A 19892-nucleotide genomic window follows, 5' to 3' on the forward strand; every position below is an offset into this window, starting at 1 on the left:
TTAATTGTACTAGCGGCAATAGACTATGTCTATTTTTTATGAAATTGAATTTGCGAAATATATTTTACCTTATCGCGTCTTATGTCCCCCTTAACAATCTTATCGCTAATGTGGTATAATATCCTATTACGGATAACTTTATCTCATTAGCGATTTTTTTTGAAGGAGGATTTTTTGGATGCGGCCTTTTGTTCATTTGCATGTCCATACTCAATACAGCTTGTTCGACGGCTTGTGCAAGATTCCCGACATGGTGAAGCGCGCTAAGGAGTTGAACATGCCGGCTGTGGCGATTACGGATCATGGCAATATGTACGGTGTCATTTATCTGTATAAAGAAGCCGTAGCCCAAGGCATCAAGCCGATTCTGGGGTGTGAAGTATATATGACCCGGGGCAGCCGTTTTGAAAAGAAGACCAAGGAACGGCTTTGCCATCTGATTTTGCTGGCCAAGGACAATAAGGGCTATCATAATCTCATCAAAATCGTGTCCAAAGGCTTCGTCGATGGGGAAAATAATTATCACAAGCCCCGTGTCGACTATGATCTGCTCGAACAGTATCATGAAGGCCTTATCGCCATGAGTGCCTGCATCGAAGGCCACATCCAGCAGGATATCCTCAATCATAATGAAGAAGGGGCCAAGCGGACGCTGGATCGCCTGGTCTCTATTTTCGGCAAGGATGACTTTTACTTGGAAGTCCAGAATCACGGGATTCCCGAGGAAAAAGTCGTCCGCACGGTATTCAAGCGCTGGTCCCAGGAGTACGGTCTGAAGCTGGTGGCGACCAATGATTACCATTACATCGACCCCAGTGACGCAGCGGCACAGGAAGTCAAGCTCTGTATTTCTACGGGCAGTACCCTCGATGACCCGTCGCATTTCCGTTTCTATAATAATGAGTTTTATATGAAGAGCGGCGACGAAATGGCGGACCTCTTTGCCGATATGCCCGAAGCCCTGGATACGACGCTGGAAATCGCCGATAAATGCAACGTCGAAATCTCCTTTGATGAACGCCATCTGCCGCAGTTCCCGGTACCGGAAGGGGAAACGGATTCGTCGTATTTGCGCAAGCTCTGCGAGCAGGCCCTGCCGGAAAAATACGACCCCATTACAGCGGAAGTCCGCAAACGGCTGGACTATGAATTGGGTGTCATCGACACTATGGGATTCCCGTCGTACTTCCTCATCGTCTGGGACTATGTCAAATACGCCAGGGACCATGAAATCCCCGTCGGGCCGGGCCGCGGCTCGGCAGCGGGCTCGGTCGTCGCGTATTTGCTGGGCATTACCGGACTGGACCCGCTCAAGTACGACCTCCTCTTTGAACGATTCCTCAACCCGGAACGCGTCACTATGCCGGATATCGACATGGACTTCTGTTATGAAAACCGGGGCCGCGTCATCGATTACGTTACCCGGAAATACGGTGTCGACCACGTCTCGCAGATCATCACTTTCGGGACCTTGGCGGCCAAAGCCGTCCTGCGTGATGTCGGCCGCGTCCTCGACATCCCCTTGAGTGAAGTGAACCGCATCGTCAAGATGGTGCCTAACGAATTGGGCATGACCCTCGACAAGGCCCTGAAGATGAGCAAGGAATTCCGCGAGGAATATGAACAGAATGCGACGGTCCACCGCCTCGTCGATTTCGGCAAATCCCTGGAAGGCCTGGTCCGCCATTCGTCGACTCACGCAGCGGGCGTCGTCATCTCGGCGGCGCCTGTCGATGACTACGTGCCGGTCCAACATTCCAAGGAAGGCGACTTGACGACACAGTATGAAAAGGACCTCGTCGAAGAACTGGGCCTGCTCAAGATGGACTTCCTGGGGCTGCGGACGCTGACCGTTATCGGTGATGCCGTCAAGATGATTAAAAAAGACCACGGCATCGACCTGGATATCAATGCCATCCCCCTGGATGACCCGGCAACGTGCCAGCTCCTGACCGAAGGCGACACGGCCGGCGTCTTCCAGATGGAATCATCGGGCATTACCAACCTGGTCAAGGAACTGGCACCGAAGCATTTCGAAGACATGATCCCCCTCGTCGCCTTGTATCGTCCGGGGCCTTTGGGCAGCGGCATGGTCGATGACTTCATCAAAGGCAGTCACGGGGAAAAGAAGGTCACCTACCTGCACCCGCTGCTGGAACCGATCCTCAAGGATACATATGGCGTCATCCTCTACCAGGAACAGGTCATGCAGATCGCCTCGGTCATGGGCGGCTTTTCCTTGGGACAAGCTGATTTGCTGCGCCGCGCCATGGGCAAGAAAAAGGAATCCATCCTGGTCGCCCAGCGGGCTAATTTCCTGGAAGGGACGCGAAAGAACGCCATTCCCGACGACATTGCCAACAAGGTATTCGACCTCATGGTCTATTTCGCCGGCTATGGTTTCAACAAGTCCCATTCGGCAGCTTATGCCTACGTAGCCTGGCAGACGGCGTACCTCAAGGCCCATTATCGGCCGGAATTCATGGCAGCGACTATGACCAGCATGATCAACGATGTCAGTAAAATCAGTTACTACGTCGCAGAGTGCCGCCGTCACGGCGTCCAGGTCCTGTCGCCTGACGTCAATGCCAGCATATCCATGTTCTCCGTCCAGGACGGGGCCATCCGCTTTGGCCTGTCCGGCGTCAAGAGCGTTGGCGCCAACGCCATCGAAGCCATCGTCAAGGCCCGCGAAGAGGGCGGACCATTCACATCGCTCGGCGATTTCTGCAGCCGCGTCGATTACCATATCGTCAACAAGCGGGCCCTGGAAAGCCTCATCAAATGCGGGGCTATGGATTCTTTTGGCAAGAAGCGGTCCCAACTCATGGCCGTCATCGACCAGGCCATCGCCATGGGGTCCCTCAGTCAGAAGGACTACGCGTCGGGTCAGATGGGGCTCTTCGACGATGCCGAAGATGTCATGACGGAACTGGAATATCCGGATATCGAGGAATATCCCATCGAAATGCGCCTGGCCATGGAAAAGGAATACGATGGTTTTTATTTCAGTGGCCATCCCCTCAATAAATATAAGGACATTATGAAGAAATTGACGCCCTTGTCGGTCCTCTATGGGGAAGACGGGCGGCAGTACGATGGCAAGATGATGCGCATCGGCGGCCTGATTACGGCCAAGAAGCAGGTCATGACCAAGCGCAATGAACAAATGGCCATCATCACCGTCGAAGACTTCACCCATGCCGTATCGGTCGTCGTCTTCCCTAAGACCTATGCCCGCTATCAGCAGGCCGTCGCCGTCGATATGGCCGTCGCCATCCGCGGCCGGGCCGACATCAACGACGACAGCATCCAGATCCTGGCCGAAGAAGTGAAACCGCTGGACCAGGAAAAGGGAGAACCCGTGCAGCCCGCTGCCGTATCGCCGGCAGCAGCCCGCCAGGCTGGCGACTATTGGCATCCCGGTATGGGCGCCAAATTATTCATCAAAATCCCGGCCCACTTGGAACGGACCGATTTGGCCGGCCGTATCGGCCAGGTCCTGGAACAACATCCGGGACCGGTCAAGGTTTACTTCCACCTCATGGGCAGCCGCAAGACCATCTTGACTAATGAAAAATATTGGGTAGAAACGACAGAAGACCTGCGGCAAAAACTGCAGGCCATGCTGGAACCGCGGTCCCTCGTCGTGCAGTGAGGCGTAAAAACTTAAAAGGGCTTGTCGCATGTGCGACAAGCCTTTTCGTCATTTCCCCGGATCAGCCATGATTTTGGCCAGGACGACGCGGTATTTATCGTTGTATTTTCGCATGCAGTCGTTGATGTCGCGGCGGATGCGGGCGATGTTTTCGACGTTATATTCTGCCGGCGGGATGTGGATGTCACAGATGACATTGAGCCGGGCATGGCCTGAGGTGATGCGCAGGTGGTCCGTATGATAACGGAGATATTTTTCGTGGACGATCTTATCCAGGACGTGGCGGACGTCGTTGATTTTGTGGATGTCTGTGCAGAGCGGGTCCATGTGGATATTGACTTCCATATGGTACTTGTCCTGCAATTCGTCTTCCAGGACGTCTAAGGCGGCGTGGACTTCGACGAGGTCAGCCTTGTCCGGGACTTCGGCGTGAATCGAGCCGAACATGCGGCCCGGGCCGTAGTCGTGGATGCGGATGTCGTGGACGCCGACGACGTGGGGACAATTCAAAGCAGTCGCTACGATGCCCCGGATGAGTTCCGGGTCCGGCGCCTTGCCCAGGAGAATGTTAATGACGTCTTTGGCAATGCCGTAGCCGGCGTACATGATCATCAGGCCGATGGCCGTGCCGGCAGCGGCGTCGATGGGCAGCGTCGTGAACTGCTGGGCAATGGTAGCGACCAGGACGCCCGTCGTGGCGATGGCATCGGTAATGCTGTCGGCAGCCGTCGCATCGTTGACGCCGGAATTGATTTTCTTGCCGATATAGCGGTTATAGATGCACATCCAGACCTTGACGGCGATGGAGATGACGAGGACGCCGATGCTCCAATAGGAGAATTCCATGTCTTCTGGTTCAAAGAATTTGCCAATCGACGTTTCGCAGAGCTTGTAGCCGACGACGAGGATGATGATGGAAATGGTCAGCGATGCCAGGTATTCAAAGCGGCCGTGGCCGAAGGGATGTTCCTTGTCTGGCGGTCGGTTGCTCAATTTGGCACTGATGATGGAAATGAATGACGAACCCATGTCGGTCAGGTTGTTGAAGGCATCGGACAAGATACCGATGCTGTTGCTCATCATGCCGACGAGGAATTTGCTGACAAAGAGGAAGAGGTTACAAATAATGCCTAAGATGCCGCCGAGGATACTGTATTGTTCACGGACGTGTTTGTCATCGGTATCCTCATAGTTCTTGATGAAGCGGCGGATAATGAATTCGATCATATGAAATCACCCAGCTTTCTGATTCCCTTCATTATAGCAGAGATAGGGCGAGATACAAGTAATAACGAGAAAGAAATTGAGAATAAAAGAAATGCAAAAAATCATAATATTATCGAAAATGGGAATAGTTATTGAGTATTTTGCCGGGAAGAATTGCAATTACTTTATTTTTTTATATAATAGAATAGTGATTGAAGAATAATAAGCTCATAAAGTATATGATGGGGAGGGTGTATGGATATACGAAAAGCACTTATTTTTGATATGGATGGGACCATGTTTGATACGGAACCCATTTCTTATCGCTGTTGGCGGGACGTATCAGCCCGGTATGGTTTTGACCTGGACCGCTCGGTGTTCGACCGCATGCTGGGACGGGACAATCTGCGCATCCGTGCTATTTGTGATGACGCCTTCGGTCCGGATTATCCCTATGACGATATTTGTCGGGAAAAGGTGGCCTTGCAGCTGGAATATTACCGCAGCCATGCTATTCCCATCAAGCCGGGCCTGCTCCACGTCCTGCACTACGCCCGGGAAAAAGGGATTGCCTGCGCCGTCGCTTCGTCATCACCGCGGACACTGATTGAATATTTATTAGATAAAACGGGTGTAGCTCCCTTCTTTTCCGTCGTCCAGAGCGGGGAAGAAGCGGCCCATGGCAAGCCGGATCCGGATGTGTTCCTCATGGCCTGCGACAAAGCCCGTGTTTCACCGGACCAGGCATTAGTATTGGAAGATTCAGAGAGTGGCATCCTGGCCGCCCATGCTGCGGGAATCCCGTCTATCTGGATCCCCGATTTAATTACTATTCCCAAAGACGTACAAGACCTGGCCTGGACATGTTGCTACAGCCTGGAAGAAGTTCCAGGACTGCTGGCGAAAGGGGATTCATAATATGACACAGACAAAGCGAAGCCGCTGGCTTTTGCTCATGACCGTATTTTTAGGGATGCTGGCAGCTATTGCACCGCTGTCGACGGATATGTATCTGCCAGCCCTGCCGTCGATGATGACGGCCTTTGGCGTGACGCCGTCTGTCATCCAGCTGACTTTGACGGCCTCTATGACCGGCATGGCGCTGGGGCAGATCGCCGTCGGCCCTATCAGTGATGATAAGGGGCGCCGCCTGCCCTTGATGGTCGGCATGGCGATCTTTACCTTGTCGACGGTGGGCTGTATTTGGTCGCCGTCCATTCAGGTCTTCCTCATCTTCCGGCTCATCCAGGGCTGTGCCGGTGGTGCCGGTATCGTCCTGTCCCGGGCCATTGCCCGCGACATCTGCAAGGGCAGCGCCTTGACGCGGCTCTTTGCCATGCTCATGCTGGTCAATGGGATTGCACCGATTCTGGCTCCCGTCATCGGCGGCCAGATCCTGCGCTTTGCCCCGTGGGAAGGCGTCTTCCTCTTTATTGCCATTGTCGGGCTGATCCTGACCGTATCGGCCGGTTTGATGCGTGAAACACTGCCGCAGCGGCGCCGCGTATCCGGCGGCATGGCAGCCAGTATGAAGAGCTTTACGGCCCTGTTCCGTCAGCCTTATTTTATGGGGCATTGTATCATGCAGTGCTTTTCCTTTGCCGCCTTTTTTGCCTATATTTCCGGATCATCCTTTGTTTTCCAGAACGTCTACGGCGTATCAGCTCAGGCTTTCAGCCTCATCTTTGGCATCAATGGTGTCGGCCTCATGATCAACGGTGCCGTTACGGGCCGGTTGACAGGCCGCATTGCTGACTGGAAACTCCTTCGGTTTTCCCTGTGTCTGGCCGCTGTCGGCAGCGTGGCCCTGCTGGCAGCCTTCAGTACCGGCATGCCGCTGCCGGTCATCATGGTCATTCTCTTCTTGACCGTATCGACGCTGTCCATGATGAGTACCAGCAGTTTCTCCATGGCCATGCAGGACCAGGGACGCAGCGCCGGCAGTGCGTCGGCCCTCATCGGCTTCTTCTCCATGATCAGCGGCGCCGTCATGGCCCCAGTCGTCGGCATCGCCGGAGACCATACGGCCATCCCCATGGGCATCGTCATGGTCATCGGCGAAATCGGCGCCCTCCTGGCCTTCTATGCCTTGATCTATCCGCGACATAGAAAAGAACATTGATCCTTTGTAGGGGCTCGCACGTGGCGAGCCCGCCGGGGATATGCAAGATACTTGTAAACTTGATTTGTGTGAGCGGGCGTCCCACGTGGACGCCCCTACAGAAAAAGGGGCTGTCGTATTACGACAGCTCCTTTTTTTCATATATTCCGTGCGACGAGTTTTTCGAGTGGTTCGTCTGGCCGCTGGAAGGGGATATCCGGTTTTTCTGCCAGGTAATCCAGGGCAAAGCCCAGGCAGGTGGCAGCGCCGTAGGTCAGGCCGTCTTCGTCGAGGTCGAATTCCGGCGTGTGGTGATTGGCACCGCATCCTTTTTCTTTGTTTTCGATGCCCGTAAAGGTCAGGACGCCGGGATAGAGGCGGGACGTGATGGCAAAAGTTTCCGAAGCCATCCAGGGTGTACAGTCCGTCAGGGCGTCGGCGCCTATGTACTTTTCGACGGCTTTTTCGGCGATGGCCACGCAGACCGGGTTGTTCTGGACTTCAAAGAGCGGCTCCGGCATGTGCAGGATGTCGTAACGGCAGTCATAGGTCTGGCAGGCATTGGCCAGGATGCGCTTGAATTCTTCGTAGAAGCGCCTGCCTGCATGGTCGTAGCTGAAGAAGCGGCACGTACCGGCAAAGGTCAGGCTGTTGGGGATGACGTTGAGGACGTCGCCACTGTGCAGGCTGCCGATGGAGAAGGTCAGACATTCTTTCGGCGGGACGGCCCGCATCCGCAGGGCCTGCATGTTGCCGTAGAAGTCGTGGAAACAGTCGATAGGGCTTTCAGCCAGGTCCGGCCGGGAGCCGTGGCCGCCGTGGCCGTCGATGCGGATTTCAAAGCCGAAGCCGCCGGCCATGGGCGCGTCGTGGCAGACAGAGACTTTGCCTGCCGGGATGTCCCAGCGGACGTGGGTCGCATAGCAGGCGTCGATATGCCAGGGGCTTTCTGTTTCCAAATAGCGCAGGAGATATTCCAGAGGGCCCGATTCTTCTTCGCCCCGTTCAAACATCAAGACGACGGTTCCGTCCCACTGGTCTTTCCAGCGCTGGAGGCATTTTGCAGCCATGAGCTGCATGGCCATATGGCCGTCGTGACCGCAGGCGTGCATGACGCCGTGATTCTGAGAGCGGCAGACGCGCGGGCACGATAAATTCCGTTCGCCTTCTTCGATGGGCAGGGCATCGACGTCAGCCCGTAAGAGCAGCGTCTTGCCAGGGCCTTTGCCGTCAATCCAGGCGATGAGGCCGCCCTTGTCGACCAGGCGGTAAGAAATGCCATATTCCTCCAGCTTTTTGGCAATATAGGCCAGGGTCTGGTCTTCCTTTTTGGACAGTTCCGGATGTTCGTGGAAATGGCGGCGCAAGGCGACGAGTTCACCTTGTTCTTTGCGTACTTCTTCGAGAATATCGATCATCTTTGCTTCCCCCTCTGTGTTATTCTTCAATCCCTATGCGGGCGGCAAGGCCCCGGTCAAAGGGATGCTTGATTTTCTTGATTTCTGAGACGTAATCGGCCAAGTCCAGGAGGGCCGGACTGGGGTCGCGGCCAGTCAGGACGACTTCCGTATGGGCCGGTTTGTCCTTTAAGAAATCGAGGACCTGCTCTTCCGGGACGAGGCCCAGGGCGCAGGCGCCGACGAGTTCGTCGCAGACGGCCAGGTCGGGATGGTGCATTTCGCAGAAGTCCCGGACTTTTTGCAACAATGCCGTCTGGGCCTCACAGGTGGCCTGTTTTTCGGCGTCAGTCATCTGAAAGGTGAATTTCAGGATGGCTTTGCCCCGCAGGACCGTGACCTGCGGCAGGGCCTTGAGAGACTCCAGCTCGCCTGTCGGCCGGCCCTTGAGGAACTGGGCGAAAAGAATCTTGCCGCCCCGGCCGGCACAGCGCAGGACCAGGCCCAGCGAGGCCGTCGTCTTGCCCTTGCCGTCGCCGCAATATATATGTATTAAGCCTGTATCCATCATATCACCTCTCATTAACTGTTAGTCATTCACTATACTGTGGCGGGCGCCCCACGTGGGCGCCCCTACGGGGGTTATTATACCATAATCAAAAAATGGCAGGTAGTGGTCAGGCCCATCCATTCGTGATATAATATAACATCAGTTAATTTTTTTTAGAAAGGAAGGCCGGGAAGATGGAAGAACGAGCCCGACAGCTATTGACAGCTTTAGAGGATGCAGGCTTTGAAGCCTATGTCGTCGGCGGTGCCGTGCGCGACCTGCTTATGGGAAAAGAACCGCACGACTATGATATCGCCACCTCTGCCCGGCCTGATGATATCCGGGCCGTCGCCGCCAAAGAGGACTGGCACACCGTCGAGATCCACGGCGAAGCCTTTGGCATCGTCGTCGTCGTCATTGCCGGCCAGACCTTTGAAGTCGCGACTTTCCGCGGCGAAGCCTATGGCGAGGACAGCCACCGGCCGGATACGGTCTGGTATGCTGATACATTGCGCGAAGATGTCCTGCGCCGTGATTTCACCGTCAACGCCATGGCCATGGATTGCCGCGGCGATATTTACGACTACGTCGGCGGTCAGAAGGATTTGCGCAGGAAACGGCTGGTCACCGTCGGCAATCCGGTCCGCCGCTTCCAGGAAGATGCCCTGCGTCTGTTTCGGGCCTGCCGCTTTGCGGGACAGCTCGATTTCATGGCCTCGAAAGATCTCGTCAAAGCCATGCCCCAGGCCTTTGGCCGCGTCCCCGGCCTATCCCTGGAACGAGTCGTCAACGAAATGGACCGCCTCATGGTCACGCCGGCGGCGTACCGGGGACTGGACATCCTCGTCCGCACCGGCCTCGGCGCCTGCTCGTGCCGCCAGAAGGTGAACGGCTGTTATGAAGCTGTCCCCATCCTGCCGGAATTGAGTCATCTGCCCGACACGCCGCAGTCGAAACCGTTCCATCTCTTCGATGCCTGGGTACACACCCTGGCGACCGTCGCCAACACGCCGCCGGATCTGACCATCCGATATGCGGCGTTGTTTCACGATGTCGCCAAAGGCCTACCCGGTATCCGCGGCGTCCATAAGGGCCGCTATACCGATTACGGCCACGATGCCAAGGGCGCAGAACTGGCCGAAGCCATCCTGCTGCGCTGGCACAAGAAACCGGCCTTTGCCCAGCGCGTGGCCTGGCTGGTCAAGACGCATATGAAATTCCATTTCTTTGCCAATACGGCCGAAGGCGACGTCGAGAAATGGCTTCGCCATGAAGCCCTCGATGGCCCTTTCCATCGGACAGAAGAACTAGTCGAAGCCGTCGGCCAGGCTACGGCTGTGGCCTGCGGCGATATTTTAGGCTGCGGCCATGCCGACGCCAGCACAGAAGGGACGGAATCCTTCGGGGCCTATATGGCCATGCTGGCTGAGGCCATGCCAGTCAGTACCAAGGACCTGCACTACGACCGACGGATTCCCGATGCGTGCGGCCGCCGTACAGGCGACTGCCTGCGGATCCTCTTGAAGCGGGTCCAGAACCAGGACCTGGAAAATGAGGCTGATGTACTGGCCGATGCAGCCCGGCGCTGGATGAAGCGCCATGAAGGGGAAGGGCATCATGAATAAAAATGAAAAGAACCTGACCCATCGCATTTGCAGCCGCATGGTCATTTGCATGGCTATTTTGGCGGCCATCGGCTTTGGCACCGTTACCCGCTTGTTTATAGAGCAAGTCATCCATCATGACAAAAACGTGGCCTCTGCCCAGGAACAGAGTCAGATTGAACGGAACCTGCAATCGCCGCGGGGCATGATACTCGACCGCAATGGCAAGGTCCTGGCCATCAGCGAGATGTCCAAGTCACTCTATGCCGACCCGACCATGCTCAATGAAGACCCGGCCATGGTAGCCGATTTACTGGCGCCTTATCTCCGCATCTCGAAGGATGAAATTGAACGGCGCCTGAAAGAAGATACGGCCTTCGTCTGGCTCGACCGACAGATGGACCACGAAAAATATGAAGCCGTCGAATCGCTCATCAAGGAAGACAAGCTGCACGGCCTGGCTTTCCGCGATGAAAACCGCCGTTTCTATCCGAACGGTTCGATGGCTGCCCAGGTCATCGGCTTTGTCGGTGAAAATGACCACGGCCTGGAAGGCCTGGAAATGATGCTGGACGATGAAATCCGCGGCAGCAAACAGACTTTCCGCCTGCAGACCGATAACCATAACATCCCTGTCTTTTCGTCAGCCCTGGAACGGATCCTGCCCAACAAGGAACGGTCCGTCTGCCTGACTTTGGACAGTACCATCCAGTACGTCGCCGAAAAGGGCCTGGACGGCATCATGGCCCGCAGTCATCCTCAAGGTGCATCCATTATCGTCATGAATCCCAAGACCGGTGAGATATTGGCTATGGCCAGCCGGCCTACGTATGATCCCAATGATTACAGTAAGGAAAATAAAGAAGCTTACAAGAACCGGGCTGTCGTCAATGTTTACGAACCGGGATCGACTTTTAAGCCCCTTATGGCTGCCGCTGCCCTGGATTCGGGGAAATGGCATATCGGTGATGTCTATCACGACACAGGCTCCGTCCACGTCGCGGACCGGACGATTTACAACTGGGACCACAAGGGCATGGGCGACGTGACCTTGCGGGAAATCATCATGTATTCCATCAATACCGGCATGGCCCACGTCGCCGTGACGACAGGTGGCAAGACGCTGACCGATTACGCCCGCCGCTTTGGTTTCGGGACGATTACGGGCATCGAATTGTCCGGTGAACAAGAGGGCATCCTGTTCGATCCCGATAAGATGTCCATCGTCGATACAGCCACGATGGGCATTGGTCAGAGCGTCGCCGTCACGCCCCTTCAGATGGTACAGGCCTTCAGTGCCATCGCCAATGAAGGCCGCATGATGAAACCTTTCCTGGTCAAGGAAATCGATAATCCTGACGGTTCCATTTATAAAAAGACAGAACCGACAGAAGTAAGGCAGCCCATCAATGCCGGTACGGCTGAAACGATTAGCAAGTTCATGGGCGAAGAAGTCGCTATCGGCGGCGGCCAGAGCGCCAAAATCGAAGGCTATCGCTTTGGCGGCAAGACCGGCACGGCCCAGAAGAAGACCGAAGACAGCACGGGCTACGCCGAAGGCCAGTATGTCGGCTCCTTCATCGGCTTTGGTCCCTTGGAAGACCCGCAGTTCCTGGTCCTCATCGTCGTCGATGACCCGCAGGGCGTCTATTACGGCGCCCAGGTCGCTGCGCCGGTTTTCAAGGAAATGATGACCGAAATCGTTCGCATGAAAGGCATCCGTCCGACGGAAGCGATAGACCAGAAACCGCTGGGTCCCGTCGTCATGACGCCGGCTCATGCCATTCCGCCCGTCCATATTTCCAGTGATGGCGTCCTCATGCCATCTTTCATCGGCTGGAGTACGAGGGAAGTCAACGACTGGCTCAATGAAGCGGGCTTAGGCTTTATCCCCAAGGGGATGGGGAAAGCCATCCAGCAATCGCCGCAGGCGGGTAGTTATGCACCGCAGGGCAGTAATGTCACCGTTATTTTCAAACGGAATCCATAGAACAACAGGGGGAACTAGTTATGCAATTACTCAACGGCCGGGAAGTGGCCGCATTTCATCGCGAACGGGTGGAACGCCGCCTGGCCGATATCCAGGAAGAACTCCATATCCAGCCGGAACTGGCCATCATCCTCGTCGGGGATGATGCGCCGTCGGCCATGTATGCCAGATCCATGCAGAAGACGGCCCGGGCCGTCGGCTTGAAGGCAGAAATCTATCAGAAACCGGATTCCATCAGTGAAGTAGAGCTTTTATCGCTCATCGATAAGCTCAACGAACAGGCTTCTGTCTTCGGCATCCTGCCCATGATGCCCTTGCCGCGCCACTTGAACAGCCAGCGCATCATCGACTGCATCGACCCGAAGAAAGACGTCGATGGCCTGACCGATGTCAACATCGCCCATTTATATACGGGACGACCGGGGTTCGTGCCCTGTACACCGCGGGCAGTCATTGCCATCCTCGATTATTACCATATTTCTCTGAGTGGCAAGGATGTAGCCATCATCGGCCGCAGCAACGTCGTCGGGAAACCGCTGGCTCAGCTCTGCCTGAACCGCAACGCCACGGTCACGCACTGTCATACGCGCACGAAAGACCTGAAAGCCGTCTGCCGCCGGGCAGACCTGGTCATCGCCGCTGCCGGGAGAGCCGGCTTAGTGACAGGCGATATGATAAAACCCGGTGCTGTAGTCATCGACGTCGGCATCAACCGCGTCGATGGCAAGACTGTCGGCGACGTCGCTTTTGATGAAGCGGCCGCCGTGGCCGGGGCCGTGACACCCGTGCCGGGCGGTGTTGGCGCCGTGACGACGATGATGGTACTGGAAAACGTCGTCTGCGGCATCGCCCGGACAGAAACTATTTTATAAAAGTGAGGGAGTAATCTATGCATATCTTAGATAATTTCATGATTCATTATTTACGTCGCTTCGATAAACACTGCTTTACGGTACAACTTCACGACAAGACCTACACCATTGGCGAAGGCCAGCCGTTGTTCAACGTTATTATTCACAAAGACATTCCGAAAAAAGAATTGCTGGCGTCGACGTCGCTGGCACTGGGCGAAGCGTACATGCGCAAAGACGTCGAAATCCAAGGCGATTTGTTCACGGCTCTTCGCTGCTTCTTATCCCAGACGAGCCAGTTCTCGCTGGATAAATCCTTGTTCAAACGCATCCTCTATCCGTCGGAATCGAAATCGGCTCAGAAGAAACAGGTTTCGTCCCACTACGATCTGGGGAATGACTTCTATGCCAAATGGCTCGATCCGTCCATGAGCTATTCCTGCGCATACTTCAAGAATGAAGACGACAGCCTCGAACAGGCACAGCATAATAAAGTCCATTACATCCTGGAAAAACTCTACCTCAAAGAAGGCATGACCCTCCTCGATATCGGCTGCGGCTGGGGCTATCTGCTTATCGAAGCTGCCAAGAAATATGGCGTCAAAGGCTATGGCTGCACACTCAGTAAAGAACAGTGGAAAAAAGGCCAGGAACGCATTGAAAAACTGGGCCTCCAGGACCTGGTACAGATCGACCTCATCGACTACCGTGACCTTGTCGCCGAAGGCCGTCAGTACGACCGCATCGTCAGCGTCGGCATGCTGGAACACGTCGGCCGCTCCAATTATCCGCTGTACATGGAAACAGCCAGCCACCTCTTGAAGGACGGCGGCATGTTCCTCCTCCATTACATCAGCGGCCACGACGAAAGCATCGGCAACCCGTGGATGCGCAAATACATCTTCCCGGGCGGAACCTTGCCGTCGCTCCGCGAAATCGTCAGCCTCGCTTACGACGATGACTTCCAGGTCATCGACGTCGAAAGCCTGCGCCGCCATTACTATAAGACCCTCATGTGCTGGTTCAATAACTTCCAGAACGTCCGCGATGAAGTCATCGCTGCCCGCGGCGAAGAATTCGCCCGCATGTGGGACCTCTACCTCTGCGGCTGCGCCGTATCCTTCTACATCGGCAACATCGACATCCACCAGATCCTCATGACCAAAGGCACCAAGAACGACCTGCCCATGACCCGTTGGTACTAATGTAGTAGGGGACGCCCAAAGGGCGTCCCGCAGGTCGCAGGCCGCAGGTCGCCGGTCGCAGGGACGTCCCCGCGGCTCCCCTGATAGGGGAGCTGGCCGCCGAAGGCGGTCTGAGAGGTTGATTTTCTATTCACTACAAACTGAAAATTTAATACTCCCAAAGAGACTGTCGCACATGCGGCAGTCTCTTTTTTTACGAACCACGAGCCACGAACCACGAACCACTTTCACTCTCCTATATACGCGTAAAACGTATAACCATAGCTGCTTTGATGATAAAATAGCATAAATAGTATGCTTGACTTTTATATCTACAACGGCTATACTAAAAGTACAGAAAGCGTTAAACGTTATACGAATCCGGATGAATTATCTTTGAATAGTAGAAAAGGGGAGTGTCTCTTATGATTAAACAGATCGTGAAAACCTTAGACGGCAACGAAGCAGCTGCTGACGTTGCGTATAATTTTACTGAAGTCGCTACGATTTACCCGATTACTCCGTCGTCGCCGATGGCAGAACACGTCGACGTCTGGTCGGCCAATGGCCGTAAGAATCTCTTTGGCCAGCCCGTCAAATTAGTTGAAATGCAGTCCGAAGCCGGCGCTATCGGTGCCGTCCACGGCGCTTCGGAAACGGGCAGCCTCTGTTCGTCCTTTACGGCGTCGCAGGGCCTGATGCTGATGATTCCGGTCATGCACCGCCTGTCGGGCGAATTGAAACCGGTCGTCCTGCACATTGCCGCCCGTACCGTTGGGACTCACACCATGTCCATCTTTGGCGACCATTCCGACGTCATGGGCTGTCGCAACACGGGCTGGGCTATGCTCTGCAGTGCCAGCGTCCAGGAATGTGCCGACCTGGCAGCCGTTGCCCATCTGTCGACCATCAAAGGCCGCGTTCCGTTCATGCACTTCTTTGACGGCTTCCGCACATCCCACGAAATCCAGAAAATCAAGATGCTGCCGGCTGAAGAACTGGGCAAACTCATCGACCGCGATGCTCTCTATCATTTCAAACACACCGGCCTGAACCCGGAACATCCGGTTATGCGCAGTACCGTTACCAACCCGGATATGTTCTTCCAGTCCCGCGAAGCCAATAACCCCTGGTATCAGCGCCTGCCCTACATTGTCCAGGACTACATGGACAAGATCAGCGAACTGACGGGCCGTCCGTACCACCTCTTCGATTACTACGGCGCTCCTGACGCAGAACACGTCGTCATCGCCATGGGTTCTGTCACCGGTGCCATCCAGGAAACTATCGACAAGCTCTGCAAAGAAGGCAAGAAAGTCGGCTTCATCCAGGTCCACCTCTATCGTCCGTTCTCGCTGGAACACTTTATGAAAGCCATGCCTGACACGGTCCGCACGATTACCGTCATGGACCGCACGAAAGAACCGGGCGCCCTGGGCGAACCGCTCTACGAAGATGTCTGCGCAGCCATGTCCCACGTCAAACAGGACGTCACCGTCCTGGCCTGCCGCTATGGCCTGTCATCGAAAGACGTACCGCCGGCATCGATCAACGCCGTCTTCACCAACATGGATTCGCTCCAGCCGAAGAACCACTTCACCCTGGGCATCATCGACGATGTTACCCATCATTCCCTGGCCGACGTACCTATCACAGTCGACACGGAAGGGACCATCAGCTGCAAGTTTTGGGGCTTTGGCTCGGACGGCACGGTTGGTGCCAACAAGAACTCCATCAAGATCATCGGCGACAACACGGATATGTATGTCCAGGCTTACTTTGAATACGATACCAAGAAATCCGGCGGCGTCACCAAGTCGCACCTGCGCTTTGGCAAGAATCCGATCCGGGCTACGTACTATATCAAATCGGCGGACTTCCTGGCCTGCCATAAACAGGCATACATAGGGACTTACGATATTGTCAGTGAAATCAAGGACGGCGGCATCTTCCTGCTCAACTGCAGCTGGGATAAAGACGACGTCGCCAACCACCTCAGCAATAAAGTAAAACGCCAGCTCGCTTCCAAGCACGTCCGCTTCTATATCATCAATGCCACCAAGATCGCCGAAGAAATCGGCCTGGGCAGCAACCGCACCAATACGGTCCTGCAGGCAGCTTTCTTCAAACTGGCCAACATCCTGCCCATCGACGATGCCGTGAAATACATGAAAGACGCCATTGCCAAGACCTATCTGGCCAAAGGCGAACAAGTCATCGCCATGAACCAGGCTGCCGTCGACCGCGGCATTTCGGATATCGTCGAAGTCACTGTACCGGAAGCATGGAAAGACCTGCCGTCTGACCCCGTCGTCGAAGATACCCGCGATATTCCGGAATTCATCAAGAAAGTCGTCGAACCGGCTAACCTGCAGCTCGGTGATACCATCCCGGTCAGTGAATTCGTCCCCTATGCCGACGGTTCCTACCCCCTGGGCACGACGAAATATGAAAAACGCGGCATCGCATCGACCGTTCCTGAATGGGACCTGGAAAAATGCGTCCAGTGTAACCGCTGCTCCCTGGTCTGCCCGCACGCCGCTATCCGTCCGTATCTGGTAACGGCTGACGAAAAAGCCAAGGCTCCGGCTGACTTCAAGACCAAGAAAGCCATCGGCAAGGGCCTGGAAGACTATGAATTCCGCATCCAGGTTTCGCCGCTCGACTGCTACAGCTGCAGTGCCTGCGTCAATGCCTGCCCGGCTCAGGCCCTGACCATGAAGCCGCTGGAAACGCAGCGTCATGAAAGCGTCGACTGGGATTATGCCCAGACACTCCCTGAAAAACATACGACTCTCGATAAATTCTCCGTCAAAGGCAGCCAGTTCCATCAGCCGCTCCTCGAATTCAACGGCGCATGTGCAGGCTGTACGGAAACGGCTTACATGAAGATCCTGACCCAGCTCTTCGGGCCGCGCATGATCGTCGCCAATGCTACGGGCTGTACCCAGGCTTGGGGCTCGGCAATGCCCAGCATCCCGTACACGACGAACTGTGAAGGCTTCGGGCCGGCCTGGTCGAACTCGGTCTTTGAAGACAACGCAGAATTCGCCCTCGGCATGTCCCTGTCCATGGAACAGCAGCGCGATGCTATCCGCATTAAATCGGAAGAACTCCTGGGCCTGACTGACGGTGCCCTCCACGACGCCATCAAAGCCTGGATCGATTCCATCGGCGTCGCTAACGAAGGCGAAGTCACAGAAGGCATCAGCCGGACATACATCAAAGAATTGATGGCTGCTCATCTCACCGGCCGGGCTGCAGACTTGCAGAAAGAAATCCTGGCTCATAAAGAACACATCATCAAGAAGACCATCTGGATGTATGGCGGCGACGGCTGGGCTTATGATATCGGCTACGGCGGTCTGGACCACGTCCTGGCTATGAACGCCAACGTCAATATCATGCTCGTCGACACGGAAGTCTACTCCAACACTGGCGGCCAGTCGTCGAAAGCTACGCCAATCGGTGCTGTCGCTCAGTTCGCTGCATCGGGCCGCAAGTTCAACAAGAAAGACTTGGGCCGCCTGCTCATGACCTATGGCCATATCTATATCGCCCAGGTCGCCCTCGGCGCTGACCCGAACCAGCTCATCAAAGCCATCAAAGAAGCAGAAGCCTACAATGGCCCGTCCATCATCATCGCCTATGCACCGTGCATCAACCATGGCATCAAAGGCGGCATGGGCAACGCCCAGCACGAAATGAAACGCGCCGTAGACTGCGGTTACTGGCACCTCTATCGCTACAACCCGCTGCTCAAAGAAGAAGGCAAGAACCCCTTCATCCTCGACTCCAAAGAACCGCAGCAATCCTTCCGCGAATACCTCATGGGTGAAACGAGATATGCTGCCCTGACGAGAACCTTCCCGGATATCGCCGAAGAACTCTTTGCCAAGGCCGAAGAATTCGCTAAGAAGAAATACGAAACTTATAAGGAATTGGCTGATAAATAGGTAAAACACGCTAATGCCATATACACACCCGAAAACAGGGCTGCCCCAAAAGGCGGCCCTGTTTTCGCACACTCGGACTCAGATGCGGCAGAGCCGCGACAGACTCAAAAGAAGGACATCGCCTCGGAAACCAAGCCTCCCCTCATAGGGGAGGTGGCCGTCAGGCCGAAGAGGCTGAAGTTCACCAATGTCTATCGATGATCAAAAAGCAACCTCTCAGTCAGCTTGCGCTGACAGCTCTCCTATGTGGAGAGCCATTGGGAAAGCCTCCCCTCATAGGGGAGGTGGTCGCCAGGCCGGAGAAGTTGTCTTTCAAATTCTCCTTTTTTTGTGATAAAATAAAAGAAAAAAGCAGGTGATAATGTGAAGAGAATATGGCTCATCCGTCATGGCGAAAGTATTGCCAATGCCGGCGAAGCGACGCAGGATCATCGCAATATTCCCTTGTCGGAATTGGGGCTCAAGCAGGCGCAGGCCTTGGCTTTACAGATTCCTAAGAAACCGGACCTGATTGTCACGTCGCCTTATCTTCGGGCGCAGCAGACGGCCATGTGTACAATAGGGCGGTTTCCTGATACGGTGACGGGGATTTGGGACTGTGTCCATGAATTTGTTTATTTGGCACCGGCGACGTGTGTCGGGACGACGTCGCAGCAGCGGCGGCCGCGGGTCATCAATTATTGGCGCAAACTCGACCCGGACTATGTCGACGGCGAAGGGGCCGAAAGTTATCGCCAGCTCATCGGGCGAATCGAACGGACCTTATCTCTGCTGCAGCGGCGGCCGGAGCAATTCATCCTGGTCTTTACGCACGCCCAGTTTATCCGCAACCTGCTCTTGGTCTATGAAAATCCGGGCAGGCCTGTAGAAGAATACATGGCCGCTTTCCGCCGCAGCCGCCCGGTCCATAATGGACAGATTGTTGAAATTACGATGTAAAGGAGAAATTACCATGGAATTACAATATGGACCCAATAAAATCTGGATGGAAAATGAAGCTGGAACGGTCGTAGCTGAAGTGGACTTCGTCGAATGGGAAGACGGCAATTACGACATCGTCCACACCTTTGTCGACGACAGCCTGCGCGGCCAAGGTGCCGCTGGCAAACTCGTCAAAGCCGCAGCTGACGAAATACGGCGGCGCCATAAAAAAACGGCCACCAGTTGCTCCTACGCCGACGCCTGGTTCCGCCGCCACAAAGACGAACAGGATTTACTTGGATAATCAGGACGAGAATCCACTTGATTTATCTACATTCATGATAGAATGAGAATAGAGCTAGCTCGGTGGTGGGACATCGGCTCTCCTCTAGTTTTAGTGTTTGAAGAAGGCCGTGTACCACAAGTACGCGGTTTTTTTCATATTACAAGTTTATCGCTTGCTTAACACTCGAA

The 19892-nt window shown here is 54.9% G+C and carries 13 protein-coding genes; 10 read left to right on the forward strand and 3 right to left on the reverse strand.

The window, feature by feature from the left end:
- The first annotated feature begins 178 nt into the window (after nt 1-178).
- Nucleotides 179-3658 carry a DNA polymerase III subunit alpha gene (locus ACFWUB_RS08675; protein ID WP_416183824.1) on the forward strand — a complete coding sequence of 1160 codons (3480 nt, stop codon included), beginning with the start codon at nt 179-181 and terminating at the stop codon, nt 3656-3658.
- Between the two features lie 48 nt (nt 3659-3706).
- Here ACFWUB_RS08675 and ACFWUB_RS08680 read toward each other — a convergent pair whose 3' ends face one another.
- On the reverse strand, nt 3707-4885 hold the full coding sequence (locus tag ACFWUB_RS08680) for a cation diffusion facilitator family transporter (protein ID WP_416183825.1): 1179 nt from the start codon (nt 4883-4885) through the stop codon (nt 3707-3709).
- A 234-nt stretch (nt 4886-5119) separates the two neighbouring features.
- Here ACFWUB_RS08680 and ACFWUB_RS08685 point away from each other — a divergent pair, with 234 nt between their 5' ends.
- A complete protein-coding gene (locus tag ACFWUB_RS08685; protein ID WP_292107843.1) occupies nt 5120-5782 on the forward strand; it encodes an HAD family hydrolase in 663 nt (220 codons plus the stop codon).
- A gap of 1 nt (nt 5783) precedes the next feature.
- The gene (locus tag ACFWUB_RS08690) at nt 5784-6986 is read left to right on the forward strand and encodes a multidrug effflux MFS transporter (protein WP_292107841.1); all 1203 of its coding nucleotides are present in this window, start codon (nt 5784-5786) and stop codon (nt 6984-6986) included.
- A gap of 137 nt (nt 6987-7123) precedes the next feature.
- On the opposite strand, the gene ACFWUB_RS08695 is transcribed toward ACFWUB_RS08690, so the two are convergent.
- Nucleotides 7124-8383 carry a M20 metallopeptidase family protein gene (locus tag ACFWUB_RS08695; protein ID WP_020310358.1) on the reverse strand — a complete coding sequence of 420 codons (1260 nt, stop codon included), beginning with the start codon at nt 8381-8383 and terminating at the stop codon, nt 7124-7126.
- 19 nt (nt 8384-8402) lie between these two features.
- Nucleotides 8403-8930: a cob(I)yrinic acid a,c-diamide adenosyltransferase gene (locus ACFWUB_RS08700; protein WP_020310359.1), complete on the reverse strand. Its 528-nt coding sequence runs from the start codon at nt 8928-8930 to the stop codon at nt 8403-8405.
- Between the two features lie 176 nt (nt 8931-9106).
- On the opposite strand from ACFWUB_RS08700, the gene ACFWUB_RS08705 reads away from it, so the two are divergent.
- From ACFWUB_RS08705 to ACFWUB_RS08735, 7 genes are all read left to right on the forward strand, one after another.
- Nucleotides 9107-10537, forward strand: a complete 1431-nt coding sequence (locus tag ACFWUB_RS08705; RefSeq protein ID WP_020310360.1) for a CCA tRNA nucleotidyltransferase — start codon at nt 9107-9109, stop codon at nt 10535-10537.
- Entirely contained in the window at nt 10530-12506 is a 1977-nt protein-coding gene (locus tag ACFWUB_RS08710) for a penicillin-binding protein (protein ID WP_416183826.1), read from the forward strand. The genes ACFWUB_RS08705 and ACFWUB_RS08710 overlap by 8 nt, the downstream gene beginning before the upstream one ends.
- 20 nt (nt 12507-12526) lie before the next feature.
- On the forward strand, nt 12527-13378 hold the full coding sequence (locus ACFWUB_RS08715; protein ID WP_020310362.1) for a bifunctional 5,10-methylenetetrahydrofolate dehydrogenase/5,10-methenyltetrahydrofolate cyclohydrolase: 852 nt from the start codon (nt 12527-12529) through the stop codon (nt 13376-13378).
- Nucleotides 13379-13395: 17 nt separating this feature from the next.
- Nucleotides 13396-14562 carry a class I SAM-dependent methyltransferase gene (locus tag ACFWUB_RS08720; protein WP_292298539.1) on the forward strand — a complete coding sequence of 389 codons (1167 nt, stop codon included), beginning with the start codon at nt 13396-13398 and terminating at the stop codon, nt 14560-14562.
- Between the two features lie 404 nt (nt 14563-14966).
- Nucleotides 14967-18497 (forward strand): pyruvate:ferredoxin (flavodoxin) oxidoreductase, encoded by a 3531-nt coding sequence (nifJ, locus tag ACFWUB_RS08725; RefSeq protein WP_416183827.1) that lies wholly within the window; start codon nt 14967-14969, stop codon nt 18495-18497.
- A gap of 363 nt (nt 18498-18860) precedes the next feature.
- On the forward strand, nt 18861-19436 hold the full coding sequence (locus ACFWUB_RS08730; RefSeq protein WP_020310366.1) for a histidine phosphatase family protein: 576 nt from the start codon (nt 18861-18863) through the stop codon (nt 19434-19436).
- 13 nt (nt 19437-19449) lie between these two features.
- A complete protein-coding gene (locus tag ACFWUB_RS08735) occupies nt 19450-19722 on the forward strand; it encodes a GNAT family N-acetyltransferase (protein ID WP_416183828.1) in 273 nt (90 codons plus the stop codon).
- Nucleotides 19723-19892 lie beyond the last annotated feature (170 nt).

Source organism: Megasphaera sp., assembly GCF_047831605.1.
GTDB classification, from domain to species: Bacteria; Bacillota; Negativicutes; order Veillonellales; family Megasphaeraceae; genus Megasphaera; species Megasphaera intestinihominis.

Excerpts from the sequence above, each read along its gene's own strand:
- ACFWUB_RS08720 (WP_292298539.1), top strand. The coding sequence starts at position 13,396 with ATGCATATCTTAGATAATTTCATGATTCATTATTTACGTCGCTTCGAT.
- ACFWUB_RS08685 (WP_292107843.1), top strand. The coding sequence starts at position 5,120 with ATGGATATACGAAAAGCACTTATTTTTGATATGGATGGGACCATGTTT.
- nifJ (WP_416183827.1), top strand. The coding sequence starts at position 14,967 with ATGATTAAACAGATCGTGAAAACCTTAGACGGCAACGAAGCAGCTGCT.
- ACFWUB_RS08675 (WP_416183824.1), top strand. The coding sequence starts at position 179 with ATGCGGCCTTTTGTTCATTTGCATGTCCATACTCAATACAGCTTGTTC.
- ACFWUB_RS08680 (WP_416183825.1), bottom strand. The coding sequence starts at position 4,885 with ATGATCGAATTCATTATCCGCCGCTTCATCAAGAACTATGAGGATACC.
- ACFWUB_RS08715 (WP_020310362.1), top strand. The coding sequence starts at position 12,527 with ATGCAATTACTCAACGGCCGGGAAGTGGCCGCATTTCATCGCGAACGG.
- ACFWUB_RS08710 (WP_416183826.1), top strand. The coding sequence starts at position 10,530 with ATGAATAAAAATGAAAAGAACCTGACCCATCGCATTTGCAGCCGCATG.
- ACFWUB_RS08695 (WP_020310358.1), bottom strand. The coding sequence starts at position 8,383 with ATGATCGATATTCTCGAAGAAGTACGCAAAGAACAAGGTGAACTCGTC.
- ACFWUB_RS08690 (WP_292107841.1), top strand. The coding sequence starts at position 5,784 with ATGACACAGACAAAGCGAAGCCGCTGGCTTTTGCTCATGACCGTATTT.
- ACFWUB_RS08700 (WP_020310359.1), bottom strand. The coding sequence starts at position 8,930 with ATGGATACAGGCTTAATACATATATATTGCGGCGACGGCAAGGGCAAG.
- ACFWUB_RS08705 (WP_020310360.1), top strand. The coding sequence starts at position 9,107 with ATGGAAGAACGAGCCCGACAGCTATTGACAGCTTTAGAGGATGCAGGC.
- ACFWUB_RS08735 (WP_416183828.1), top strand. The coding sequence starts at position 19,450 with ATGGAATTACAATATGGACCCAATAAAATCTGGATGGAAAATGAAGCT.